Genomic DNA, 25596 nt, shown 5'->3' with positions numbered 1-25596 from the left:
TAAGGGGGCTTATTCCCAAAGATGCTCCATCGAGCCAAACTTAGGCTCGTCGTTCTTGAAATTTCTCTTCGCACTTTTCTCAACTCTTAAAATATCTTCCTCGAATTTTTCTGCGATTCGAGGTGTCACCATCTCTTCGAGAGTAAAGCCAAGTTCCTCTTGTTCGGACTCTTCCTCGGTTTTTAAGTGCTCAATGAATGCCCGAGTTCTTTGGATTCGATATTCCAAGCGCTCCTTTCTATTGCCGTCTTTAGCCAATCCTCGCTCTTTTTCTGCGCCCTCACAAAATGAATTATATAGTGATTCGCTAGTGAGGCCCGTGTCCAATGAGACAAGGTCTAGATACGCGAAGGCTACGGACATGAATTCGTAGAGGTAAGATCCGAATGAAGTAAGTCGCACTTCATCAGCATAAACCAGATCCTTGTTTCCTTCATTGTTCTCAAACTCAACCTTGTAAGTGTCTAATCGGTTGTTTGACTCTATAAGTCCATTTCTTAAAAAGACGTCCAACGACTGTTCTACGTCTGAGCGCATTCCAAATTTGGATTCGAAATCGTCGCAAATCGAAACCACGTCTCGAAAGCTAGTGCGGTCTGGTGTGGTCTTGAGGTCCTTTTTTAGCAGGGCTAAGAGTCTCATTCCTGTGAAATAGGAGCCGTTTGCAGCATTTCGATATTGAATAACATTAGGGATAAGGCTCTTGTTTTCGTTGTAGTTATGCCGCTCAGGAACCATCATTGGCTTGATGACCTGATGATCGGACACAGTCCAATGTGGATTGTTAATCAAATCCCTAGCGTGGGTATAACCTGAAGTTGTGAACTGACGAAAAAACAAAAGGGCTTGGCGCACGTTGTCATGAGCGCAACGTGCCAAGAAAACTCGTAGTGGATTGCTAGAGTTTTTGAATTGCCTTAGGCATTGGTTGAAAAATTTTATTATATCATCCAGTGGTGCATCGTCTGGAATCTTGAGTTTTTTATCGCCCTTTTTGTGTTTCCATAATTGTGAAATAAGGAATTTCAGCCTTTTCTCGAAAACCATTGTTAAGTTTGGAGACGAAAGATGGAACCCGGAATTGTGATATGCATCCAAAACTCCGTTCGTGCGAGCGCGACAGTATCTTTCCTCTCTCATTGAAATGATAATCGTTGAACCCAATGTTTGAGAAAAATTTTGAGCTAACAAAAAGCAGGTGTCCTGTAATTGTGGTGAAAGTTGGTCCGTGTTGTCAAAAGCTACAACGAGGCACTTGTCTTTTTCTTTCCAGTAATCGATTAAGCATTTGGATACATACTTGTCGTCTTCTTTCCATTTGCATAAGAGTTCGTTTCGTTTTACCTCAAAGTCTTTGCCGTCGAATGCAGCCAATTCTTGTGAAGCTGAGACGTCTAATCTATCCTTGAAGAGTTTAGCGAGTTCCTCTATGGGGCTTTCTAAAATGTTGTCTTGGTCCAATGATTTAATTAGCTGGTCCCACGCATACCGTGCAATGCCTGTGGCAGTTTGAGGCGCTTGTAAGAAATCTACAATTACCGGAAAAGCATACATCCTAAACTCCGTAGGTTGCTCGAAGTAGAAGAGTCTTCTCAGAAAGGTTGATTTTCCTGCGCCCTTTCCTCCGTAGAGAATTACGACATCGTTCGTATTATGTTGAATCGACTGTGCGATTCGGGCTGTCAAATAACTACCGTCTCGTAATTTTTGAATTTCTTTTCCTCCGTCTTGCTCAAAAAATGGAGTGATTGAATCTTTTATATCTTTCTTTAATTCGTGCTCGACAACCTCGCTTCCGGTCGAGTAAACATAACATTTTTCCATTAGTTCTTTGTCCGTAGGTGAAATGTCTTGGAAGAAAACCTTTGCAAGCGGTTCGGTGAACTTTGCGAAGTCATTTTTGTTTAGAGGGTTATCGTAGTGAGGTATTGAGTTTTTTGGGTAAAATAATTCTGTTGGTCCTTTTCCCTTCTTTGAGAGAAGTCGCTCTAAGTTTCCACTTTTTGAAAGAGGCAGATAGGAGAGCATGTCGTCTAGCTCAGTGAATGACTGGTGCAAGCAATCTAGAGATGGTATTACTAATGCTAAACTGTCTTCTAATTTAGAACCTCGCGTGAAGGCTTTGAAGATCACGAATGAGTGACCGTTTGTAATTGCCGCTAGCTCGCATCCGATTTGCAGGCAGTATCCAGCAACTTGTGCTACGGCTTCTTTGATTTCTTTTACGCTTGATAATACCCCGATCTTGGCGGTTTGAAAATCAGATGGCTTCGATGCTATTGCGCGAGGAAGTTTGAAGTGATTTCCTTCTTTTTTGGCTTCAACTACAATGATAGGGTTACCTTTTGAATCACTTAGAATGTAGTCGGCATATCCTGTCTTTACATGTTCTTCACATTTGGTGTTGCTCTTAGGCCAAGACCAAACCTCGTGAAGAATGCAATCTATAATTTGATGTCTCGTGTCTGCTTCATTGAGAGTATCACCAGTGAATTGCGAAGAAAGTTTCTTGGCTCGGGCATAAGTCTTCATAAGGCTAAATTTGGAAGAAATTACTGACAGGCCTCACATTCCTCATTGCTTCGATGGAGCAGGCGACTTGTTGTTCGGCGAGGGGCCTTCCTCCGCTCATCCCCCTACGCCAAGGCTTCGGAGGACATGAGCTAGGAAGGACTGACGGTGGGTTTTATTGACAAGCCTCGCACTCTTCGCCGTTGCGCATGGCTTCGATTGAGCAGGCAGCTTTTTCGGCGGGGGTGTAGGTTTTGGCGTTGCCGCTGGTGTTGGCTCCTACGGTGCTCTTTTCGATGTTGGAAGCCTGCAAGGTGCGGAGGTAGTAGGTGGTTTTGAGGCCAGTGGACCAGGCGCGACGATACATGTGGCTGAGGGTCTTCATCTCGGGGGTGGCGAGGAAGAGGTTGACGCTCTGGGACTGGTCAATCCACTTCTGGCGGCGGGCGGCGGCGTCGATGAGGTAGTCGTGGCCGATGCTGAAGACGGTGAGGTGTTTCTTCTTGAGTTGCTCAGGGATGCCGTCGATGTCGGAGAGCTCGCCGTCGAAGTATTTGAGCTGGTCGAGCATTTCTTGGTTCCAGAGGCCTTCTTTTTTGAGGTCGTTGACGAGCTCGCGGTTGAGAACGATGAAGTCGCCGCTGAGGTTGCTCTTGACGAAGAGGTTCTTGTAGCTGGGCTCGATGCAGGGGGTGGTGCCCATGATGTTGGAGATGGTCGCAGTAGGGGCGATGGCGAGGACGTTGGAGTTGCGCATGCCGTTCTGGGCAATCTTTTCGCGCACGGGACGCCAGTCCATTTTGCCGCCGCGGGGGACTTCGATGTCCTGGCCGCGCTCTTCCTGCAGGAGGTCGAGGGTGTCCTGGGGAAGGAGGCCGCGGTCCCACTTGGAGCCCTTGTAGCTCTGGTAGGTTCCGCGCTCGCCGGCGAGGTCGCTGGAGCTACTATAGGCATAGTAGGAGATGGCTTCCATGAACTCGTCATTGAAGTCGACGGCCTGCTCGCTGGCAAAGGAGTAGCCTTTCTTGTAAAGGGCATTCTGGAGACCCATGACGCCGAGTCCGATGGGACGGTGACGGCTGTTGGCGGTAGCGGCGGCGTCGGTGGGGTAGAAGTTGATGTCGATGACGTTGTCGAGGGCCCGGATGGCGACGAGGATGGTCTCGCGCAGCATGTCGTGGTCGAGCGCTCCGTCCTCGGTGATGTGGGTGTCGAGGACGACGGAACCGAGGTTGCAGACGGCGGTTTCTTCCTCGGAGGTATTCAGCGTGATCTCGGTGCAGAGGTTACTGCTGTGGATGACGCCGACGTGGTCCTGCGGGCTGCGCACGTTGCAGGGATCCTTGAAAGTGATCCAGGGGTGTCCGGTCTCGAAGACCATGGAGAGCATTTTCTTCCAGAGGTCGATGGCGGGGATTTGGCGGGACCAGATTTTGCCTTCTTCGGCTTGTTTCTCGTATTCCTCGTAGCGGAGTTGGAAGGCCTTGCCGTAGAGGTCGTGCAGGTCTGGGGTCTCGTTGGCGCGGAAGAGGGTCCAGTTCTGGCGGGCCTCCATGCGTTGCATGAAAAGGTCGGGAATCCAGTTCGCGGTGTTCATGTCGTGGGTGCGGCGACGTTCGTCACCGGTATTGACGCGAAGCTGGAGGAAGTCCTCGATGTCGTTGTGCCAGGTCTCAAGGTAGGCGCAACCGGAGCCCCGGCGCTTGCCGCCCTGGTTGACGGCGATGAGCTGGTCGTTGTGGAGCTTGAGGAAAGGAATGACGCCCTGGGACTCGCCGTTGGTGCCCTGGATGTAGCCACCGGTGCCGCGCACAGCGGTCCAGGAGCCCCCGAGTCCGCCTGCCCACTTGCTGAGGTAGGCGTTGTCGGCGATGCCGCGCTGCATGATGGACTCGATGCTATCGTCGACCTTGTAGAGGTAACAGCTGGAGAGCTGGCTGTGGAGGGTGCCGGAGTTGAAGAGGGTGGGGGTGCTGCTGCAGAAGCGGCGTCCTTTGTAGAGATTGTAAAGGCGGGTGGCCCAGTTGTTGCGGCGGTTCTTCTCGGCCTTGAAAAGTCCCATCGAGACGCGCATCCAGAAGAACTGGGGGGTCTCCATACGGCGGGGCTTGGCACCGGTCTTGTCGACGATGAGGTAGCGATCGTAGAGGGTCTGGATGCCGAGGTAGTCGAAGTCGAGGTCGGCGGAGGGGTCGAGGGCTTCGGCGAGTTTCGGGATGTCGTAGCGACCGTCGAGGAGGTCGGGGCTGAGGCGCTTGATCTTGACCCCGTGCTTGAGGTAGGCGCGGAAGGCCTTTTTGTGCGCTTCCTTGAGGCGCTCGATGCCGTCTCGCACGATGTTCCAGTCGAGGACTTCCTCGTAGATGTAGGAAAGGAGGATGCGGCCGGCGAACTTGGCCATGTCGGCGTCTTTCTCGATGAGGGCGCGGGCGTTGAGGCAGATGGTTTTCTGAAGGTCCTCGGCGGAGATCTCGGCTCCGATAGAGCGGCGGAGTTCGCGCTCGAGCACGTCGTCGGTCATGTCGAGGTTCAAGCCGATGGAGGCAAACTGGATGCGCTTCTTGAGCTCTTGTCCGTCCCAGAACTCGGAGGCGCCATCGCGCACGACGGTGACGAAGGATTCCTGATTGGGGTCCTCGGCAGGGCCGGTCTGGAGCTCGCGCATGCGGGAGCGCTCGGCGCGGTAGAGGATGTAGCTCTCGGCGACCTTGAAGAATCCCTGGCGCATGAGTTCGTTCTGCACCATGTCCTGGACATCCTCGATGTGGACGAAGGCCTGGTCTCCCTGGCGGGCGATCTGGGTCACGGCGTGACAGATGGCGGCGGCGGGGGTGGGGTCTTCTTTGCTGGAAAGAAAGGCGTTGCGAACGGCGGACTCGATCTTGGTCTCCGACCAGGGGACGACGTTGCCGTTGCGGCGGATGAGGCGCACGGGCATGGTGGCGGGCTCCTCATCGAGGGAGATCTCGCCGCTGCTTTCAAGTCGACGCTTGAAGACGAGGGACTTGGCGACGTCATGGGCGTCGTTCTCGATGAGGGCCTTTTCGATGAGGAGGTAAAGGTCGTTCTGGGTGAGCTTGAGGGAGTTGCCCTTTTGCACCTGCTCCATGAGGCGCTTGGAGACGCTGTAGGCGACGGCGGAGACAAAGGAGCGGTTTTCCTCGTTGAAGATGCTGTCGTGGTCCTGCTTGCGGGCGATGAGGAGGTCGGTGAGGGATTCGCCAATGGCGTCGGCGACGTTAGCGAGGGAGAAGTGTTCCTCGGTGGAACCGTTGGTGACGGTGATTTCCGGGATGGGGTTTCGCTCGGAAGACTGGAGGGTCTCGCGCCAACTGTGGGCACGGAAGTCCGGGTTGGTGTTTTGGAAGCGATTGGAGATCACTTCTTTGAGGGCGATGTCTTCTTCGAGGGTGATTGAGCGATACATGATTTTTTTAACTGGTGGAAATTTTTGGGGGGAGGGGGCTGTGTGGTTTTTTGGACGGAATGGACAGAATTAAAGAGAATTTTGACGGGGGCTTGGGACGGGTTGTGTTTTTTTGACGCTGAGGCGCGGAGGAATCAGAGAGGGGCGCAGAGAGATTTTTTTTGAGGACGGGGTTTTGGGTGACTGGTGGTTTTCTTTGGACGGAATTCGGGTGGGGTTTGGTGGGGATTTTTGGGGGACGATTCGTTGCTTTTTGGGACAGGATGAATGGGATGGGACAGGATTTTGACGGGGGCTTTGGTGGTCTTTCTTTTTGGGTGAAGGGTTGTCTTGGGGAGGCGGCCGGGGGCAACGTTTGGGAAAGAATTTTGTGGGCCAGAAGGGAAGTGGGTTTTGTCAGTCGGGGGATTTTTTTGCCGGGGTGGGGGGCCGGTTTTCGAGGGCTTTGGCGACTTTGAGGCCGACGATGAGGAGGGAGAGGGCTAGGAGGAGAAGGGCGCCGAAAATGGCCCAGAGGGCGTCGCCGAGATTGTAGAGTCCGTTGGTGAGATGCTGCTCATGCGTCATGGGAGTGACTCCGGCCCAAGCGGTTCCGCCGGTTGCCAAAAGGCAGATTCCGAGGAGGGTTGGGCGGGTGAGTGAGAACATGGATGGCGAGGGTTGGAGATGATGGGCGAGGGGGACTGAACTGGGGTTTTGGCGGGGGCGAAATCGGGGAAGGTGGTCTGGTTGGGAGGTTTGTTTTTTAGGTTTTTGGGTGCTGTTTTTTTCCAGCACTGGGAGGGAAGCGGTCGGCGGGCGATCCGCTCCCCTTTGGATGGGGAAGGGCGAGTCGGACTAGAGCTCGTCGTCGTCGGCACCGGCGAGGGCGCTGGCCTTCTGGTATTCGGTGACTTTGCCTTCGAAGAAGTTCTGCTCCTTCTTGAGGTCCATGGACTCGGAGAGCCAGGGGAAGGGGTTTTCGACGCCGCCGATGAGGGGCTCGAGGCGGCAGTTGACGAGGCGACGGTCGGAGATGTAGTCGATGTATTGCTCGAACTCCTCGCAGCTGAGACCGACGGCGCTGACGGGGAGGCAGTCGCGGATGAACTCTTTCTCGAGGCGGACGCCTTCGGCCATGGTGTCGCGGAGGTCCTGTTGGAACTCCTTGGTCCAGATGTCGGGGTTCTCGGTGATGAGGGTGTTGAGCAGGTTGCGGAAGACCTCGATGTGGTTGGACTCGTCGCGCAGGGTGTAGCGGAACATTTGCCCGATGCCGGGGAACTTGTTCTGGCGATAGAGGCTGAGGATCATGCCAAAGAGACCGTAGAACTGGGTGCCTTCCATGACCTGGCCGAACATGAAGATGTTTTTGGCGAGAGCCTGCTTGTTCTCGAGGACGGTGAGGTCCACGTCGCGACGGAGGGCGCGGGAGTTGGAGACCACGAAGTTGTTCTTGGCCTTGATGGTGGGGATGTCCTCGAACATGGCCTCGCATTCGTGCGGGTTGATGCCGAGGGAGGAAATCATGTAGACGAGGCTGTCGGCGTGGATGTTTTCCTCGTGGGCGTGACGGCCGAGGACGAGCTTGAGCTCGGGGGCGGTGACGAGCTCGCGCACCACGTGGAGAATGTTGTCCCCCACGATGCCTTCGGCGGCGGAGAAGTAGCCGATGCCCATCTTGATGATCCAGCGCTCCACGTCGGAAATGTCGTTGCCCTGCCACTGCTGGATGTCGGTCTGCATCTGGATGTCCTCGGGCTCCCAGTGGTTGTTCTTCATCGTCTTGTAGAGGTCATACGCCCACTGGTATTTCAGGGGGAGAATGTTGAAGAACATGGTGTCGCGTCCGTTGATGACGGCTTTGGCGGCGATGGCTGCGTCAGCTTTCTCTTTATCGAGAACAAAAGTGCGGTTTCCGACGGTATAGGTGGTGGTGTTTTCGGACATTTGGATTAGCAGTAGGGTGAAAAGTTTGGGGGCGTTCGAGGCTTCCGGGGCGGGGTTTTTTAGGACCGGAGCCGTCTTCCCAGAAGCAGGGCAAGCCTAGCTGAGTGGGGAGATTCCGGTCAACGCGATTTTGCTTATGTGGTAGTCCACAAATTATTCACATACCAGATGTTGTGGTTGTGGGTGATTTGTCGAAAGACTGTCTTTAGGCTTGAAAGGGCTCAAAGTGGAGTGGGAGAAGGGATTGCGCCAGCTTCTAACAGGTTGGGGTAGGGTGACGCTGGTGCGCGAAAAAATGCGTGGAACGAGACGCCCAAGTTCGCGCCTCAAGAGTTTTAAAAAAAGTTGAACGAAAGACTTGCCGGAAGCCCTCGTAGGGGGCGCGAGGGGGAGAATTCGCGCAGTTGAAGGGAACTAAATTTTATTTGTTAACTTGTCTTAAATAGACTTTACAAAGACCTGAAAATCCCCCAATGCCTGATACTACTTAAAAAGGCATTTTCGCTCTAACAGCGACGAAAGATGTGGGTTTTGTGGGGGTATGACAGAAGGCTGGGCCGGGATCGGGGTCGAAAATGGGGTTTTCGAGTTCAAAAATCTTTTTTTAGGGGAGGGGGAGACTGGTAGAGAGGTTCGGGGAGATTTTGAAACCGCGAAAATGGCGAGAGGGGTCAACACCGGAATGGTGGTTGGATGGGGGACTTTTCGTTCGAGGTGGACGAGGGCTTTGGTTGGCTCTGGGGCGAGTGAGGGCACTCGCGGTCCGGGGGGGACGGTTACTTTTTGGCCGCGAAGAGGTGTGAAAAGAGCGCGAAAATCTGGGAGATGAGAAATCCTTGGACTCTTTGGGGCTCGAGTCCTGGCTTGGTCGCGTGGGGGGGCGATCGGTTTTTTCGTCCGGGGTGGACGAAGGCTTTGGCTGGCTCTGGGGCGAGTGGGGGCACTCGCGGTCAGCTTTGGCGGAGGTCTGTTGTTAGAAGCCGAGGGTGCGGCCCAGGGACTGGACGGTGCGACCGGGGACTTGCAGGGTGCGGCTGACGAGCCCGCAGGATGAGAGAAGAAGAGTCGCGGTGAGGGCAAGGGCGATGAGCTTGAGCATGGAGGCAGATTGGCAGGTTCTCGGAGGCGGGTCAATCTTGGGAAAGCGCCCGGTTGGGATGAGCTCCAGACGAGGAGTGACATCTGACAGATTCCTTTTTCCAAATCTAAAAGAAGCCGCTAGCTTAGGTTAGATGAAAGAGATTTTACTGGCGAACGAGACCTTTGGAATGGCGGCGGAGCAGTTTGACCGCACGGCGGAGTTTCTGGAGTTGAACGAGTCGGTGCGCGAGCGCTGCAAGTGGCCGAAGCGGATGTTGAGTTTCTCCCTGCCCGTTCATATGGACGATGGCCGGACGGAGGTTTTCTTTGGCCACCGGGTTCAGCATCACCTCTCGCGTGGTCCGGTGAAGGGCGGGATTCGCTATCATCCCAGTGTGGAGATCGGGGAAGTGGCGGCGCTGGCGATGTGGATGAACTGGAAGTGTGCCCTGATGAAATTGCCCTATGGGGGAGCCAAGGGCGGTATCGCCTGCAACCCGCGCGAGATGTCGTTGGGGGAGCAGGAGCGTCTGACTCGTCGCTTTGCGCAGGAGTTGTTGCCCTTCATTGGCGAAGATATTGATATTCCGGCGCCGGATGTGGGGACCAATGCCCAGACGATGGCGTGGATCGTAGATACCGCTTCGACGCAGGCAGGGCGCTTTACGCCGGGCGTAGTGACCGGCAAGCCGCTGGAATTGCAGGGTTCGGCTGGTCGCACGCAGGCGACGGGACATGGGGTGGCTTTCACCGCGACTCGTGCTCTGAGCCGCCTGGGGGTCAAGACGAACAATGCCTCCGCGGTGGTGCAGGGTTTCGGTAATGTGGGAAGCTATGCGGCGGAGACCTTGATGTTCGATGGCGTGAAGGTGAAGGGGGTGTCCGATGTGTCGGGTGCGATCTGGAACGATAACGGGCTCGATATCTGTGGCCTGCGCCAGCATGTGATGAAGACCGGAAGCGTAGTGGGCTTTGACAATTCGGAAGCCATCGACCCGCAGGAGATGATGATTCAAAAAGTGGATGTCCTCGCTCCCTGTGCAATGGAGCGAGCCATTAGCAAAGAGATGGCGGAGAAGCTGCAATGCCGGGTGCTGGCAGAGGGGGCGAATGGTCCCACGACTCCCGAGGCCGATGCCATTATCGAGGAGCGGGGTGATATTTTCTTGATTCCCGATGTGATGTGCAACGCGGGCGGGGTGACGGTGAGTTACTTCGAGTGGGTGCAGAACCTGCAGCGGTTCTCGTGGACGGAGCGGGAAGTGATTTCCAAGTTGGAAACGCTGATGGCGGCGACCTTCGATCGTCTGGTGGCCTTTGCCGAGGCTCGCAAGTGCGGACATCGGGTGGCGGCGCTAGCGTTGGGGATTAAGGAAGTTGCGGATGTGAAGAAGACGCGGGGGCTTTATCCTTGAGGTTGGTTCGGGGGCTGTTGGGGGCGGGGAGTCCTCGAGGCCTTGAAAAACTGAATGTTCAAAAACTCAAAAACCAAAGTGCTGAAATCGAAGTGCTGAAACCGGGGGGCGTTTGTCAGCTTGGTTAGGCGAGCTTGTCTTCTTTGAGAAAGAGCAGGCGCAGGCTATTGAGGCAGACGATGACGGTGGAGCCTTCGTGGGCGAGGACCCCGAGGGTGAGAGGGGTGAGTCCGAACAAGGCGGTAATCACCATAATGATGATGGTGCCCAGCGAGATGGCGAGGTTTTGGGAAATGATTCTGCGCGTGCTGCGGCTGAGCTGTAGGGCGGAGTGAAGCTTCTCGACCCGATCATCCATCAGCACGATCTCCGATTGCTCGATGGCGGCATCGCTGCCCCGGCCGCCCATTGCCACGGAGACGTGGGCTGCCGCGAGGGAGGGGGCATCGTTGACCCCGTCGCCCACCATTGCGACCTTGTGACCCGCGTCGCGCAGGCGCTCGATCTCATGCACCTTGTCCTCGGGATGAAGCCCGGAGAGAATACGGCCGACCCCGAGTTCAGTAGCGACCTTTTCGGCCGCGGCGCGGCGATCGCCGGTGAGCATGAGGGTGTCGATTCCCTCGCGGGCAAAGGCGGCGAGGACGGCTTTGCTTTCGAGCCGAATCTGGTCTGTTAGAAGGATGCGTCCAACCAGGTCTTCCCGCACGACCCAGACCTCGGTGGAGCCGATGGGAGGTTCGGGAAGGTCGGCGAGGGGCAGGGGAGAATCGCTTTCGGCTAACAACTCGCGTCGACCCAAATAACAAGTTTGCCCGTCCACGACGGCGCGGAGTCCCTTGCCGGTGAGGGATTGAAAGGAGTCGATGGCGAGGCGGGGGAGCTTGTTCTTTTTGCCATAATCGACAATGGCTCGGGCGATGGGGTGGCCGGACTTGACCTCCAGGGAGTAGGCGAGGGAGGCCAGTTCGTCTTCCCGGCCGGGTGGGAAGCACTCGATGGAGGCGATGCTCATCTCGCCAGTGGTGAGGGTCCCAGTCTTATCGAGAGCGACGGTGTCGATTTCGGCGAGTTTCTCCAAGGCTGCGCCGCCGCGAAAGAGGATGCCGTGTTTGGCCGCCCACGCGATGCCTGCGAGAATGGCGGAGGGGATGGAGAGGACCAGCGCGCAAGGGCTGGCGACTACGAGCAGGGTCATCGCGCGGTAGAAGGCCGAACGAATTTCGTCGGTGCTTTGGAAGGCCGGCAGCCCCATCACCTGCCACCAGATGAAGAACATGGTGGTGGTGAGCGCAAGGACGCCCCATGTGTAGCGGGTTCCGAATCGGTCGGTGAAGCGCTGGCTGGGCGCGCGCCGATGGCGGGCGTCGAGAATGAGGGTGATGACCTTTTGCAGGGTGCTGTCGGCGGCGTGGTGGGTGACCTTCACCGCGACCGCGCCCCAGAGGTTAACCGTTCCGCTGAAGACCTCGTCGCCGGGTTCTTTTTCCACTGGTTGGGCCTCTCCGGTTAGGGTGGATTCGTCCGCGGCGGTGGTGCCCTCTTCGATTTCGCCGTCATTGGGAAAGGCTTCACCGGGTTTGACCAGGACAATGGTTCCGGGCTCGATGGCGGTCACGGGGCGTTCTTCCTCCGTGCCGTCGGGCAAGCGGACGATGGCCGAGCGGGGCGCGGCTTTGCTGAGGGAATTGATTTCGCGATGGGTGCGGTGGAGGGCGTAGTGCTCCATCGCGCCCGAGGCGGAAAAGAGGAAGAGGAGGAGGGCGCCCTCGGTCCATGCGCCAACCGCAATCGAACCCAGGGCGACGGCGAGCATGAGGAAGTGGATGTCGAGGTTGGCCTTGCGCAAGTTGTGCCAAGAATCGATGGCCGCGTCCCAACCTCCGGCCACGAGCGCGACCAGATAGCAGGCGATGGAGAGGGCGTGCAGGTCGGTGAATCTTCCCAAGACCCAACCGAGTAAAAGTCCGAGCCCACAGACGCCTGCCTGGAGGGCGAGCACGCGCCACTCTTCGCCGCTGTTTGCTTCGGTAGCATCGGAGTCCGGCCAGTCGAATTCGCGCCAGACTTTCTTGCGACTCGACGGTTGGTTGCGTTCCAGCACCGAAGCTGAGCCACGCTTGCGGATTGTGAGGGAGTCGCGTTGGACCTCGGATTGATTTTCGAGTGAATGGTCCAGGGCGTCGATGAGGGAGGTGAGGCGATGGCGTAGTCGTTCCTCGGGAAAGTCGCCGGTGGTCGCGACGGAGATTTTGTGTCGTTCGGGCTCGAGAATCACGGACTCGACGGCTGGCTCTTCAGCGAGAAATTCTTGCAGTCGAGCAATCCAGTCGGGGGAATCTTTTTCGAGCATCAGGGTTTGAGAGTCGGACTTTTAGAGAGAAAGGTCAATGGCTGGAAAGGGGGAGGAAGGGGAGCCGGTGGATGTGAAGAAGACGCGGGGGCTTTATCCTTGAGGTTGGTTCGGGGGCTGTTGGGGGCGGGGAGTCCCCGAGGCCTTGAAAAACTGAATGTTCAAAAACTCAAAAACCAAAGCTCTGTGTTCGCGGGTGATGGGGAAGGGGGTGAGTATTTGGGGCTAACGAGTCGGTGGAGTTAATCCTCGAGGGAGATTTGTGCGGATAAAATAAAAGGGACGGTCGCCGGTGGCTTCCGTCCCTTTTCATCACCAGCTTGGGGGAACTGTTAGTAAGCGGTGAAGTCGGTTGGGTTTTTCGAAATGATGTAGGCGGTCAGCTCGGCCACTTGCTTGGCGCTGTAGGTCTGGCCCCAGGGCTGCATGCGGGCGCCGTTGTGTCCGGTGGACTCGGCGGGGGTGCCGTCGTTGATGATCTTGAAGATGTCCAGGGGAGTGGCGCCGTACTTCCACTCGCCATCGACGAGGGAGAGTCCGGGGAGGGGAATCTTCTGGTCGCCCGCCACCATGGTGGCCGTCATGTCGGCGGCATGGCAACCGACGCAGACCTGATTGTAGATGGCCTCGCCGCGGGCGACGACTGCTCCGTCGGTGGCCCAGGTGTGGACGAGGGACTTGTCATCAAGGGTGGCGAGGGTGTCTGCCAGGGCTTTGTCACGCTTTGCGGCGATGGCTTCGATCTCGGCCACCACCTTTTCCTGATCGGTATCGAACCAGTCGGTCTTGTAGTAGAGACCCCAGTCGACGACGAAGTAGACGATGGCTCCGTAGAGGGTGTAGAGCCACCAGTTGGGGAGCTTGTGGTCGTATTCCTGGATGCCGTCGTAGCTGTGCTCGCGGAGCGGGGCTTCTTCTTCGGGATGTTTCTTGCTCATGCGGGGAGGTCGGTTCGAGGTTAGTTCCGGTTGTCATCCAAGGGCAGCGAGGCGAGGTGCTCGCGCTTGTCCTTCTTCATCACCACCGCCCGGACGAGGACGCCGATGAAGACCGTGAAGGTGAGGGCAAAGGCGGCGATGGGGACAATCGCGACCCAGTTTTCGTGAATGATACGATGAAACATAATTTTGTTCTATTGGGTTGTCAGGGTCTACTTGGCTGCGGTGCGCTGGGTGTCGGGGTCGAGGATTTTGGGCTTCGCTCCATCCTCCAGGGTCTGTTCCTTGTAAGCTCCCAGCTTCTGGATATAGGCGATGAGGGAGATGATCTTTTGCTCCGAGAGGTAGCGGGTCAGCTCCGGGCCACTGAGGTCAGGCCGACTGGGGAGGTAGGCGGTGTCCTCGATGGTCTTAGCAATGGCCAGCGCCTGTTCCCGGGCGTTCTGCTCGATGGTGTGCTTGTCCATTGGGGGGAAGGGGACGCCCACCTTGACCTGGGCCTTGATGCGGCCGGGGATGGCCTTGAAGTCCGTCTTCTGCTCAAAGAGCCAAGGGTAGGCCGGCATGTTGGAGCCCGGGGAAGTCTGGCGGGGGTTGAGGAAGTGGTTGAAGTGCCAGAGGTTGTCACGCTTGCCGATGCGGACGTGGGGGTCGGCTTCGGTCTGCGGTCCTCCCTCGCGGGCGAGGTCGGGGCCGGTGCGCTTGGAACCCCACTGGAAGGGGTGGTCGTAAAGGCTCTCACCCAAGTGCGAGTAGTCGCTGGCGATGCCATCGCGACCGTAGCGCATGACGTCGGGCTTGAGGGTGCGGATCATCTGCGAGTGACAGTTGTAGCAGCCCTCCGCGATGTAGGTGTCGCGACCGGCGAGCTCGAGTGGAGTGTAGAGCTCCTGGAGACGGCCCTCGATGTTCTCGTCCTTGTTCACGATGATGGAGGGAATGATTTGAATCACGCCACCCAGAGCCACCGCGATGAAGGTGAGGAAGGTGAAGGGGAGGTAGTTCTCTAACAGTTGGTCATAGTAGTGTGACCAGGACTTGTTGTCTTTCTTGAAGGCGACCACCATTTTCCAGGTAAAGAAGAAGGTGAGTAGAATCGCCACCTTGTCGGCGTGGCTGGGCAGGAAGAACGCCAGCGTCAGGAAGAAGATGAGGCAGAAGACATAGAGCAAGAACTCCGAGCCGAACCATTTTTTCACGGGAAGGGTGTCGTGGGCAGGTGTCTCGGGCACCTCGATGGTGTCTTCGGCGGGCTCGGAGCCGCGCACCGTCATGAAGATATTGATGGCGCACATGATGAAGCCCGCGATGTAGAGGATGCCGCCATAGGTGCGGAAGGCATAGAGCGAGAAGAAGCTCTTGATGGTCACGTGGTTGCCGTCGCCGTCACCGTTGATGGCCTGGAGGGTCTGCACGAACTGGTATTTCAGACCGGTGCCCCCTTCGTTCAGTTCGCCGAGCATGAGGCCCTGCAGGATACCCGCGGTCCACATCGAGCCCACGTAGAGGAGGATGCCGACGAGGGCGATCCAGAAGTGCATGTTGGCCCAGGACTCGCTCCAGAGCTTGGATTTCCAGAGACGCGGAGCCATCCAGTAGAACATGCCCGCCGCCATCATGCCGTTCCAGCCGAGGGTGCCGGCGTGCACGTGACCGATGGTCCAGTCGGTGTAGTGGGAAAGCTCGTTGACCGCGCGGATGGCGAGGAGGGGGCCCTCGAAGGTGGCCATCCCGTAGAAGGTCACGCCCACGGCGAAGAACTTGATCACCGGGTCGGTGCGGAGCTGGGCCCAGCCGGTGCGAAGGGTGAGGAGACCGTTCAACATCCCGCCCCAAGAGGGCGCCCACAGCATGAGGGAGAAGAGCATCCCAAGCATCTGCAACCAGCGGGGGAGGGCGGTATTCAGGAGGTGGTGGGGACCAGCCCAGATGTAGATAAAGACCAGCGACCAGAAGTGAACGATGGAGAGGCGATAGGAATAGACCGGACGGTTGGCAGCCTTGGGGAGAAAGTAATACATGATGCCGAGAATCGGCGTCGTGAGGAAGAAGGCCACCGCGTTGTGGCCATACCACCACTGGACGAGGGCGTCCTGAAGGCCCCCGAAGATGGAGTAGGAGTGGGTGAGGGAGGTCGGAATCTGCAGGTTATTCACGATGTAGAGCATCGCCACGGTGATGATTGTCGCGATGTAGAACCAGAGGGCCACGTAGAGGCTGGGCTCATTCCGCTTGGCGAGGGTCCAGAAGAAGTTCCAGCCAAAGACCACCCAGATGAGAGCTACCGCAATGTCGAGGGGCCAGATGAGTTCGGCGTATTCCTTTGATTGAGTCAGGCCGAGGGGGAGGGTAATCGCTGCACCTAAAATAATTAACTGCCATCCCCAGAAGTGAATCTTGGATAAAAGGTCCGAGGCTGTGCGGCATTTGCAGAGGCGTTGCGTCGAGTAGTAAATCCCCGCGAACATCATGTTGCCCACAAAGGCAAAGATGGCGGCGTTGGTATGCAGTGGGCGGAGACGACCGAAGGTGATGTATTCCACCCCATCGCCCTTGAAGAGCCCAAAGGTGAGGGTTTCGAGGAACTTTCCATTGGCTTGCCACCAGGAAAGCTGGGAGGCCGCGATGATGCCAACAAGCATGGCGACGAGCCCCCAGATGAGGGACGCAATCATGAATTGGCGTGGGGTTTTGTTATCGTATGTGATGGTCATTTGGGAAAGGATGCTAGTTTTTCGCTGATTTGGCGGGCGGAGTGGGGTCGTCGTCGAGGGGGAGGAGGGAGGTGTGTTCGAGGGAGTTCTTGCGGGGCTTGATCACCTCGCAGGTGAAGCAGACCAAAAAAATGATCGCGAGAACGAGGGAGACCAGAATGGTGAGGGCGAGAACTTCCATGGGATTGGTGGGGGACGGTAGGGGTCTAGAGAAGAGTTGGCTTCGCGTGACTTGCCGGACCTTGCTCACATTTTGCGGAAGGGGGATCACCCCCGCCATCGACCCACTCCAGGAAGGAATCGGCGATGACGTTCACAACCTTGCCGGGCTCGAATCGCTTTTGGTTGAGGTGAAGATGAAAGGGCTGGTTCTCGGGTTCTTTGCAGGCGAGACAGACTTGAAAGGTGTAGGGATGGGGTCTGGTGCGAGAGATGACGCCCGGTCCCTCGAGGATGGAGCCTCCCATCTTGGCCAAAGTGAGATGAAGGTCTTCGTCGGCGACCTTGAGCTGGGCGGCCAGCGGGCTTTTCTCCAAGCGACCCAAGAGTTGGGGATCGAAGGACTTCCAGGATAAGGTCGGGAGGTCGCTGAACTCATTGAGGTAGGCGGCGAGAGGCGCGGCTACGGGTGGCTGACAGGCCGGGCAATTGATGTCGACCGCGATGGAATACGGTGGGACGACAAGCTCGGGGCGCTGAAGAATCCAACGGGAGCAATCGGCGAGTTCGAGAGGGAGTATTTCCACGGAGCGAGAAGCTAGCGGGAGGGGCAAGCTTTGGCCTCGCATGGCTTGCGGAAGGATGTGCGTGTCTTGCTGGGACCCGAATGGCGAGGCAATCGCTCGACAAATGGCGGGGAGAGCGGATGTTGCGCTATGAATCTTCTCGTTACTGGGGCCAATGGTTACATCGGCCTGCGTCTGTTGCCGGAACTGCTCTCGGCGGGCCACACGGTGACGGCTCTGGTGCGGGACAAGCGTCGCTTTCCTTGGGAGGAGTTGGACCAGTCGGGGGAGCAGCTGACGGTGTGCGAAGGGGATCTGCTTTTACCCGAAAATTTGCCGGAGGAGGTGGGGAGTTTCGATGCGGCCTATTACCTCGTGCATTCGATGGGGGCGGGGGGCGACTTTGCGGAGAGGGAGGAGCGCACGGCTCGGAACTTTCTGAATTGGGTAGAAAAAGGGGACTGCGAGCGAATCATCTATCTCGGCGGGCTGGTGGATGAGGAGGATCAGCTCTCGCAGCACTTGGGCTCCCGCCGCAACGTGGAGAAGATTCTGGGCGGAGGGCAGGCTGACCTGACGGTTCTCCGTGCTTCCATCATTGTGGGTTCGGGGTCCGCGTCCTTCGAGATCGTGCGCGATTTGGCGGAGAAGCTTCCGGTGATGATTTGCCCTCGCTGGGTGAATACCCGCTGTCAGCCGATTGCGATTCGGGATGTGATTTTTTATCTCACCGCCTTGTTAGATTGTGCGGAGACCCGGGCGGGAGTGTTCGATATCGGGGGCCCGGAGGTGCTGCGATATCGCGATCTGCTGTCGGGTTATGCGGAGGTGCGGGGCTTGTCGCGTCACTTTATTCCGGTGCCCTATTTCAGCCCGCACCTGTCGTCGTGGTGGCTCTATCTGATGACCTCGACCCGGTTTTCCCTGGCGCAGGCTTTGGTGAACTCGATGAAAAATGAGACCGTCTGCCGTGAACATCGAATTCGCGAGTTGATTCCGCATGAGCTCTCGACCTATCGGGTGGCGGTAGAGCGGGCGCTCTCGCGCATTGCGCAGAACCGGGTGCCGTCGAGTTGGACCGATGCCTTGATTGATGACCGGTTGGATCCGCGCTTCATTGATGCGGTGAAGGTGCCGGAGCATGGAGTCTATCGCGACCGGCAGAAGGTGGCTCTGGTGGCTTCGCGGGAGGAGGTGATTCAGGCGATTTGGTCTCTGGGTGGGGAAAGGGGGTGGCCGTCGATGAACTGGGCTTGGGGAGTCCGGGGATGGCTTGACCGCTTGATGGGTGGGATTGGATTGCGGCGGGGTCGTCGTCATCCCAGTGAGTTGCGGGCGGGGGATGCCCTGGACTTTTGGAGAGTGATTTTGGCCGACCAGTCGAAAGGGCGTTTGATGCTCTATGCTGAGATGAAGCTCCCGGGAGAAGCCTGGTTGCAGTTCGAGGTGAAGGATGGGACCTTGATTCAGACTGCGACCTTTCGTCCACAGGGTTTGTTAGGTCGGGTCTACTGGTTCGCGGTTCTGCCGGCTCACTGGTTTCTCTTCCCGCAAATGGCGCGACGGTTGGCGGCGGGGGATGAGAAGGTCTAGTCCCGGGCGAAGGGGACGAGGAGAGTGAGAACAATGCCAATGACCCAAAGCCAGATTCCGTGTCCCACGAAGTAGGGATAGACCATGAGGGCAAAACCAAGAATCCAGGGCTGCCAGAGTTCCTTCATCTTGGCCCAGGCGCATACGATGATGCCAATGGATCCGAAGACGACCCAGCCGATGATATCCCATTGGGTGATTCCGAACACGGGGGGAGGTTAACAGGTGTTAGTCTTCTAACAAGACTGGATGGAGATTGGGGGAGGGGGGATTTTTTGACAGGATGGACAGGATTTGCAGGAATTTTTTGGACCAGTGAAACTGGCTCAACTAGCGAAATTGGATTCTCTGCTTTTTTTGATCGGAGGTCTTTCCGGCTACGATTTTGAGGACTTGAAGCGAAGTCGGAGAGAGCGGAACAATTTTCTGGTTAGGTAGGATCCGGCGACGACGAGCCCGATGAGAAGGAGGAGGACAATGACGAGGAGTAAGGGGGGCAGGGAGAGCGCCATTTCGCCGATTCCGCGTAGATGGGCTATCCCGTAGGAACCATAAGGATCGGCCAGAGCAGGCTCTAACAAGATGACGCGCAGGAGGTTGTCCTCGACCATTGAGGGAAGGCTTTTGGAGTGAAGACCTGTAATGAGGGAATCGCCAATGGTGACTTCTTCGCTTTCCGGATCGAAGTGGGTGAAGGCAATCCAATGAAGTCCGCCGACCTGCTCGGTGCTGATGAGGGCCAGCGCATATTGATCGCCATGAGAAGAGAGATAACCACCTTCGAGATGTCGAGTGAGCTGACGGTAGCCAACGGGGTCTTTCGGATTGATGGGAGTCGCGTTGAATCCATCTTGCTGGAGAACCCGGAATAGGTCGGCCTGTAAGGTGCCGGTCGAAGATTCGACAAAGGGAATGGCTGGAACACTCGTGCCCAGTCTTTCGCGTAGTCGATACTCCACGGGATCGAGACCATAGCTTTCGTAGATAGCCGAGAGGGCAAGAAATCCACAGGAATAGTCGTCGTCCTGAACCTTCGGAGTCAGCTCCCTAGGCTGGCGTCGGATATCTTGCGAGACGGGGGAGGGCTGACGACTGCCGGCTTGTAGCAGGGGCGCGAGAACTATTGTGAATATGGCCAGAGAAGCCAGCCATCTTCGAAAGAAGTTTGTGCCCGACTTCAAGGGATCATTCATGTGGGGCTACGGGCTCTTAATCGATGACCTCGGTGAAGCGGACGAAGATGCTGTCGGCGACTGTGGCGCCAAATTCGGCATTCTTGTTGTTGAGTAACTCTCCTGACATGGGGGCGCCGAAGGGAATCCAGTTCGTAGAGTTGAAGGAGTATTCGGGAAGCCAGGTTTTGGTGGGATCCACTGTTACGGGAACCCGGACGATCATTTTCTCAAGGGTGGGTTGTGGGGTTTCTGCGCTGACGAACTGGGGGCCGGCGAAGTAGCTGCCTGAGATTTTGAAAGACCTCAAAATCAGCGGCGAGTCTTGATTGCTATCATTGAGAGAAAAGCGAACCCACAGCGGCCCGGGGGACAGTTTGCCGTTGCGAATGGCAAGGTTCTTGGTCGTTAGATTGTCGAAGGTGAAGACTTCTCCGTTGAGGGTGATCGTTGCCGATTTCTCTTCGTCCTTGGTTTCCAAGATGAGGTGAACGGACTCGTTCGGATCGAAAGTTCCAAGGGAGTGGGTTTCGGTAATGACGCTTTGCCCGAAGGTGCTGGGGTTCTCGATCTGAACGTGAGCAGCGACGGAACCGTCGGCATTGAAGTCGAGGCTGGCAAAGACCCCACCGTCAGTGAACAACCTGATGCCGTCTGATGCTGAAAAACCGGAAGGGTCGGACAATTGAAAGCGAGCTTCGATCCGGTGGTTGTTAAAGATATAAGCGCCTCCTTCGAAGAGAACAAATTTGAGCTGGGAATAGCTGACCGAACCCGAAGGCTCGGCCTCCATGAGGATGACCTTTTCAGTCGGCTCGGAGGGATCGGCTACGATGGTAGCGCTGCCGAAGGGGAGCTCGGAGCAGGTGGGGCGGCCCGGGTAGGGACCTCGCTCGACGGGGAGAGGGGTGTTCGAGGGCAACTCCGACGATCGGTAGTCGAGGTCGTAGAGAACGGCCTCGTTGGCCCAGAGGATGGGAGTCAAGGAGAACGCGATGAGTGCGAGGCGAATCATCTGGAGAGTCGGGGCGGGTTGCGGTGCAAGGCTAGTAGAGCGTCTTGCGGATTTCTTGCTCGGGTGGTTGCTCGTTGGCTTTTTTGACTTTCTCGAAGTCGCCTTCTTCGCAGCAGCGGACGAAGCCCTCGGCGTAGCACTTCAGTTTGTCCCAGTGCTGGCGGATGTCGGCGGATTCGTCCCCGTCGATGGAGTTGTCGAGGGCGGCTTGGGAGATCCGGGTGAGGAGCACGGAGAACTGGGCCACGATCTCGTTGGTGGCGGGAAGGTATTCGAAGCCTTTCTCGCAGGCGGAGTCGGGATTGCGGACGAAGTAGCCGCCGGACTGGGCGCAAAGCCATTCCACGATGCGAATGTCCTCGGTCAGTCGCACGATTTCCAGAATGCGGTCGAGTGGGTTGCGGGAGCCTGAACCGGTGGCGGATTGCTCCTGCGCCCATTTGTAGACGAGGGAAAGAGAGACCCCCAATTCCGACGCAACGGCCTTGGGTGAGGTTTTCTCGAAGGCCTCTTTCAAAACTTCATGCGATTCCATAACAAAAGACCTAGCGGGTTGAGATGCGTCCGCAAAGAACGATTTCGCTGTCGTTAGGATAAGGGAAAGGGGGACGAGGATTTTCTGACAGAATTCACGGAATTTACAAAATTGTGAGACTGGGCCTTGGGAAGACGTTTTTGCTTGGGCTCGTTTTTTGCCCACAAAAAAAGCCAACCTCGCGAACGAGGTTGGCTTCGAAAAGAATGGAGCGGGGCGCTTATTTGGCGATTTCGAGGAGTTCGACCTCGAAGACGAGGGTCTCACCAGGGCCGATCTTTGGTCCGGAACCACGGTTGCCGTAGGCCAGGTCGGAAGGGATGTAGAACTTATACTTGGAGCCGACGGGCATCAGCTGCACGCCTTCGGTCCAGCCCTTGATCACTCCGTTGAGAGGGAAGTCGATGGGAGTTCCGCGGTCGACAGAGCTGTCGAACACAGTGCCGTCGAGGAGAGTGCCGTGGTAGTGAACCTTGACGGTGTCGGTCGCAGCAGGCTTGTCGCCTTCGGCAGCAGTGAGGACTTCGTATTGAAGGCCGGATTCGGTCTCGGTGACCTCTTCGCGCTTCTTGTTCTCGGCGAGGAACTTCTTGCCAGCCTCGATGTTCACTTGGGCGGCAGCTTCTGCTTCCTTCTGCTGCTCAGCGGCTTGGGCTTGGGCCTTGGCCTGCATTTCGCCTTGGAACTTCATCATCACCGCTTGGGCGTCTGCTTCCGCGATCTTGGATTCGGTGCCAGCGGCAGCTTCTTTCATGCCGGCGAAGAGGATGTCGAAGTCGAGCTCCAGGCCGTCGGCCTTCATGCTTTCCGCGATATTGCGGCCAATCAGGTAGGAGACTTTCTGGTTATCGGTTTCGAGCTTAACTTCCTCCGCGAGGCAGAGGGGCGAAAAGGCGGCCACCATGAGGCCCGCGGTCAGGAATGATTTCATCATCGGCGGGACTTTCGGGGCGCATGGCGGAGGGGTCAAACCAATATCTGACTTTTTCCGAGGGGGCGCGAGGGGTGATTTGACAATGGGCTCTTCCTTCTCCGGTAGGGGTGTTGTAGAATCCCAATCATGAAATCTCCTTGTCTGTGCCTTGTTTTTTCCGTCGTCGGGAGCTCGCTTTGTGGGGCCCAAGAGCCTCCCATGGCCGGGAACTGGCAACTCGCGCAGCTGTCCGTGGAGAATCGGGGAGTGGGAGACGAGCGGATTCCGGACGAAATCTCCGCGGAACTCTCGCCGGTGAACTTTCTCGCTGATGGAACCTTCGCCACGGGTGCGGAGTCGGGGCGTTGGTTTTTCTCCGACAACTACCTACTGGCGGTGCAGCCGGGCAATGTGGGAGTGGTGGCCGCGAATACCACGGGGGACACCTTCATCTTTGCGGAGGCGGATTTCGAAGACTTGGGTGGAGGCGATTTCACCCAGAAAACCACTTTCAATGTGGGGGTCAAGAGCCCGACCACATCTTTGACGGCCACGCAGGTGGTGGGGGATTGGGTCTACTTTCAGCAGGAAGTGGATAGCATTGATTCCCCGAGTGGAGGGGGCACGGTGCGCACTTGGGACGGGGTGAGCCACCAACGGATAGACGTCACCTTCAATGCCAATGGGACCTTCACTGCCGAGAAGGTGAGTGATACTGACGACCCGAGCGAGGTGGGTGATCTCTTTGGCGGAACGTGGACCATAAGTGGTGGCGATTTGGAGGCTGATGCCGGGGGAGAGGTGATTACCTTGAGCCATTTTTCCAGCGGAGGTGATCTCTTGGTTGCGACGGAGGAGGAAAGTTATGAGGTCTTCGAGGAAACCTTCAACAGCTCAAAAATGGATCTGTGGGTGAAGCAGCCGGAAACCCTCACTACGGCAGATTTGGTCGGGGTTTGGGCGATTGCGGGGACCACCATCGACTTGGAAGTCGATGCCGGGGGAGGCGGCCAATATCTGGATGATATCGGTTTCGAGGAATCGGAATTGGACTTTCGCGCCGATGGCACTGGCACACGTCGGGTGGTGGACAACCGGGAGCCGGCCGCGATTGGGCTGACGGAAGACTTCACCTGGTCGTTGGTCGGCAACGAGGTGGAGTTGGTTGTTGAAGGGCAGGCTTATCGCTTTGTGATGTCGGCGGAGAAAGACTTTGCCGCCATGCAAAACTTCGAATCCAATCTGGGTGAGGAGAGTGAGTCCTTTGACTACTTCGCCATGGTTCGACTGCCTGATGTCGCGGGCTTTGGGAGAGCTCCTTTGGACTTGGTCCTCATTGAGGAAGAAAATGGCGCTCGGCCGGTGCTTCAAACTCCCACTGTGCAAGGGGTGCGCTATCAGGTGGAGATGAGTGAGGACTTGGACGACTGGCAGTCACTCGGGCCGATTATGGCGGGAACGGGCGATGTGATTTTCAGTAATTTGCCAGCCTTGCCGGGAGAGAAGACTTACTTTCGCTGGCGGATTTTGCCTCCGGCTCCGCAAGGTTGAGGGGATAAAAGACTCGCAAATCCGGCCGCGTGAGGCTGCGATGGCGCGGTGGGCGAAACCTTCTTAGAGATTCAAAAAGCCAGTGTCTGGCAGGGAGAAACCGAGGCCTTGCGGTCGGTGGATTTGAGCCTTTCCCTCGGGGAGAGTGTGGCCATCCTGGGACCCAACGGGGCGGGAAAGAGCACCTTTCTCAAGATTCTAACAGGGGAGCTGCGTCCCGCGGCGACCGAAGGAATGGTGTGCCGGCTGTTTGGCGAAAAGTTCTGGGATCTCGATACCTTGCGCGAGCGCATTGGGGTGGTGATGCCGGAGGAGGTGAAGCGGTTCGAGCCCTTCGAGGCGGCCTTCGATGTCGTCCTCTCTTCGTTGCGCGGGGCCTATGGGCGGACGCGGCAGATGCGTTTTTCTCAAGCGGAAAAGGATGCCACCCGCGACGCTATTCTGCGGGTGGGGATGGAGAGATGCATCGAGAAGGACTTCGGTGAGCTCTCCTCGGGGGAGCAGCGACGGTTTTTGATCGCGCGGGCGCTAGTGCATCAGCCGCAGGTCATCGTCCTTGACGAGCCCTCGACCGCTTTGGACTTTTCGGCCGGACTGCAGCTCAGTCAGCTGCTGCGCAAACTGGCGCAGGAAGGGCAGACCCTCGTCTGGGTCACCCACCATCCCGGCGAGATTCCGCCCGAGGTTGAGCGGGTCATTCTTTTGAAGGAGGGACGGGTCTTTCGCGATGGCATCAAGCGCAAGCAGCTTGAGAGCGGGACGCTGAGCGCCCTCTACGATCTTGCGCTGAAAGTCCGCTGGCAGGACGGTTGGTGCCAGGTCAAGATTGCGGGCTAGCAGCAGCCGCTAAAGAATCTCCGAAACAAAGCTTTCGCGCTGGAAGGGCTGGAACTTGTTGGGTTCCTCGCCCGTGCCGATGAAAAGGGGTGCGATGCCGAGCTCCTGTTGGATGGAGACGGCGATGCCGCCTTTGCCCGAGCCATCGAGCTTGGTCACGATGAGCCCGTCGAGCTTCACCGCTTTATTGAATTCCTTGGCTTGTGCGAGGGCGTTGGAGCCCGTGCTGGCGTCGACCACGAGGATGGTTTTGTGCGGTGCGGTCTCGTCTTGCTTGGAAAGGGTGCGGCGAATTTTGCCCAGTTCCTCCATCAGATTGTGTCGGGTGTGGAGGCGTCCTGCGGTGTCGCAGATGAGATATTCGGCGCCCTCGGCGATGGCTTGTTCGTGCGCCTTGTAGCACACCGAGGCGGGGTCGGCCTGATGGTTGCCGGTGGTGATGGGCAGGTCCAGGCGAGCGGCCCAAGCCTGCAATTGCTCGACCGCAGCCGCGCGGAAAGTATCCGCCGCAGCGACCCGGACGGTGTGACCGTAGACATTGAGAAGGTGGCCGAGCTTGGCGGTGGAAGTGGTCTTGCCAGTGCCATTGACCCCGACGACGAGGATGACGGTGGGCTTGCCGGATTCCTGCAAAGCTGGCGGGAATGGTTGGTCTTCCGGGAACACCTTCGAGATATGTGCGCGGGTGGTCTGCACCACATCATCGGCGGTGATTTCCCGGCCGAGAGCGCGGAGCTCGTCCACAATGGTCACGGTTAATCGGGGACCGAGGTCGGCGGCAATGAGGTCTGCCTCCAGTTCGTCCCAGTCGATCTCGGCCTTGTTAGTGACCTTGTTGAAAAGATTTTTGAAGAAGCCAGCCATGGAAAGAAAGGGATGTGGCACGAA

The 25596-nt window shown here is 57.2% G+C and carries 21 protein-coding genes; 4 read left to right on the top strand and 17 right to left on the bottom strand.

Annotated features, from left to right (window positions below):
• Positions 1–9: 9 nt before the first annotated feature.
• The 5 genes from IE099_RS01590 to IE099_RS20980 form a co-directional block, all read right to left on the bottom strand.
• Complete coding sequence (locus tag IE099_RS01590) at positions 10–2532, bottom strand: hypothetical protein (RefSeq protein ID WP_189566720.1); 2523 nt, start codon at positions 2530–2532, stop codon at positions 10–12.
• 154 nt (positions 2533–2686) lie between these two features.
• A complete protein-coding gene (locus IE099_RS01585) occupies positions 2687–5938 on the bottom strand; it encodes a ribonucleoside-diphosphate reductase subunit alpha (protein ID WP_189566718.1) in 3252 nt (1083 codons plus the stop codon).
• Between the two features lie 396 nt (positions 5939–6334).
• Complete coding sequence (locus tag IE099_RS01580; protein ID WP_189566716.1) at positions 6335–6586, bottom strand: hypothetical protein; 252 nt, start codon at positions 6584–6586, stop codon at positions 6335–6337.
• Between the two features lie 189 nt (positions 6587–6775).
• Positions 6776–7867, bottom strand: a complete 1092-nt coding sequence (locus tag IE099_RS01575) for a ribonucleotide-diphosphate reductase subunit beta (protein WP_189566714.1) — start codon at positions 7865–7867, stop codon at positions 6776–6778.
• Between the two features lie 973 nt (positions 7868–8840).
• Positions 8841–8966: a hypothetical protein gene (locus IE099_RS20980; protein ID WP_268244894.1), complete on the bottom strand. Its 126-nt coding sequence runs from the start codon at positions 8964–8966 to the stop codon at positions 8841–8843.
• A gap of 133 nt (positions 8967–9099) precedes the next feature.
• Here IE099_RS20980 and IE099_RS01570 point away from each other — a divergent pair, with 133 nt between their 5' ends.
• Positions 9100–10362, top strand: a complete 1263-nt coding sequence (locus tag IE099_RS01570; protein ID WP_229809338.1) for a Glu/Leu/Phe/Val family dehydrogenase — start codon at positions 9100–9102, stop codon at positions 10360–10362.
• 124 nt (positions 10363–10486) lie between these two features.
• On the opposite strand, the gene IE099_RS01565 is transcribed toward IE099_RS01570, so the two are convergent.
• The 6 genes from IE099_RS01565 to IE099_RS01540 form a co-directional block, all read right to left on the bottom strand.
• Positions 10487–12715 (bottom strand): heavy metal translocating P-type ATPase, encoded by a 2229-nt coding sequence (locus IE099_RS01565; protein ID WP_189566712.1) that lies wholly within the window; start codon positions 12713–12715, stop codon positions 10487–10489.
• A gap of 332 nt (positions 12716–13047) precedes the next feature.
• Positions 13048–13653 carry a cbb3-type cytochrome c oxidase N-terminal domain-containing protein gene (locus IE099_RS01560; RefSeq protein ID WP_189566710.1) on the bottom strand — a complete coding sequence of 202 codons (606 nt, stop codon included), beginning with the start codon at positions 13651–13653 and terminating at the stop codon, positions 13048–13050.
• A 20-nt stretch (positions 13654–13673) separates the two neighbouring features.
• Positions 13674–13838 carry a hypothetical protein gene (locus IE099_RS01555; RefSeq protein WP_189566708.1) on the bottom strand — a complete coding sequence of 55 codons (165 nt, stop codon included), beginning with the start codon at positions 13836–13838 and terminating at the stop codon, positions 13674–13676.
• A gap of 27 nt (positions 13839–13865) precedes the next feature.
• Positions 13866–16367, bottom strand: a complete 2502-nt coding sequence (gene ccoN / locus IE099_RS01550; RefSeq protein WP_189566706.1) for a cytochrome-c oxidase, cbb3-type subunit I — start codon at positions 16365–16367, stop codon at positions 13866–13868.
• 13 nt (positions 16368–16380) lie between these two features.
• Positions 16381–16548 carry a hypothetical protein gene (locus IE099_RS01545; RefSeq protein WP_189566704.1) on the bottom strand — a complete coding sequence of 56 codons (168 nt, stop codon included), beginning with the start codon at positions 16546–16548 and terminating at the stop codon, positions 16381–16383.
• A gap of 25 nt (positions 16549–16573) precedes the next feature.
• Entirely contained in the window at positions 16574–17113 is a 540-nt protein-coding gene (locus IE099_RS01540; protein ID WP_189566702.1) for a hypothetical protein, read from the bottom strand.
• A 129-nt stretch (positions 17114–17242) separates the two neighbouring features.
• Here IE099_RS01540 and IE099_RS01535 point away from each other — a divergent pair, with 129 nt between their 5' ends.
• Complete coding sequence (locus IE099_RS01535; RefSeq protein ID WP_189566700.1) at positions 17243–18685, top strand: SDR family oxidoreductase; 1443 nt, start codon at positions 17243–17245, stop codon at positions 18683–18685.
• On the opposite strand, the gene IE099_RS01530 is transcribed toward IE099_RS01535, so the two are convergent.
• From IE099_RS01530 to bamJ, 5 genes are all read right to left on the bottom strand, one after another.
• The gene (locus tag IE099_RS01530) at positions 18682–18894 is read right to left on the bottom strand and encodes a hypothetical protein (protein WP_189566698.1); all 213 of its coding nucleotides are present in this window, start codon (positions 18892–18894) and stop codon (positions 18682–18684) included. The genes IE099_RS01535 and IE099_RS01530 overlap by 4 nt on opposite strands.
• 168 nt (positions 18895–19062) lie before the next feature.
• Positions 19063–19878 (bottom strand): hypothetical protein, encoded by an 816-nt coding sequence (locus IE099_RS01525; RefSeq protein WP_189566696.1) that lies wholly within the window; start codon positions 19876–19878, stop codon positions 19063–19065.
• Between the two features lie 16 nt (positions 19879–19894).
• The gene (locus IE099_RS01520) at positions 19895–20872 is read right to left on the bottom strand and encodes a hypothetical protein (protein WP_189566694.1); all 978 of its coding nucleotides are present in this window, start codon (positions 20870–20872) and stop codon (positions 19895–19897) included.
• A gap of 31 nt (positions 20873–20903) precedes the next feature.
• A complete protein-coding gene (locus tag IE099_RS01515; RefSeq protein WP_189566692.1) occupies positions 20904–21407 on the bottom strand; it encodes a phage regulatory CII family protein in 504 nt (167 codons plus the stop codon).
• Between the two features lie 220 nt (positions 21408–21627).
• Positions 21628–22341, bottom strand: coding sequence for a BamJ family beta-barrel-assembly machinery protein (bamJ, locus tag IE099_RS01510; RefSeq protein ID WP_189566690.1), 714 nt, complete (start codon positions 22339–22341; stop codon positions 21628–21630).
• 126 nt (positions 22342–22467) lie between these two features.
• On the opposite strand from bamJ, the gene IE099_RS01505 reads away from it, so the two are divergent.
• Both IE099_RS01505 and IE099_RS01500 read left to right on the top strand, forming a co-directional pair.
• Complete coding sequence (locus IE099_RS01505) at positions 22468–23871, top strand: hypothetical protein (RefSeq protein ID WP_189566688.1); 1404 nt, start codon at positions 22468–22470, stop codon at positions 23869–23871.
• Between the two features lie 48 nt (positions 23872–23919).
• The gene (locus IE099_RS01500) at positions 23920–24708 is read left to right on the top strand and encodes an ABC transporter ATP-binding protein (protein WP_189566685.1); all 789 of its coding nucleotides are present in this window, start codon (positions 23920–23922) and stop codon (positions 24706–24708) included.
• Between the two features lie 9 nt (positions 24709–24717).
• Here IE099_RS01500 and ftsY read toward each other — a convergent pair whose 3' ends face one another.
• Positions 24718–25572, bottom strand: coding sequence for a signal recognition particle-docking protein FtsY (ftsY, locus tag IE099_RS01495; protein WP_189566678.1), 855 nt, complete (start codon positions 25570–25572; stop codon positions 24718–24720).
• Positions 25573–25596: the final 24 nt, after the last annotated feature.

Source organism: Roseibacillus persicicus, assembly GCF_014651675.1.
Classification (GTDB): Bacteria; Verrucomicrobiota; Verrucomicrobiia; order Verrucomicrobiales; family Akkermansiaceae; genus Roseibacillus; species Roseibacillus persicicus.
The sequence above is the reverse complement of the archived record's forward strand: the minus strand, read 5'-3'. Positions and strand labels throughout refer to the sequence as shown.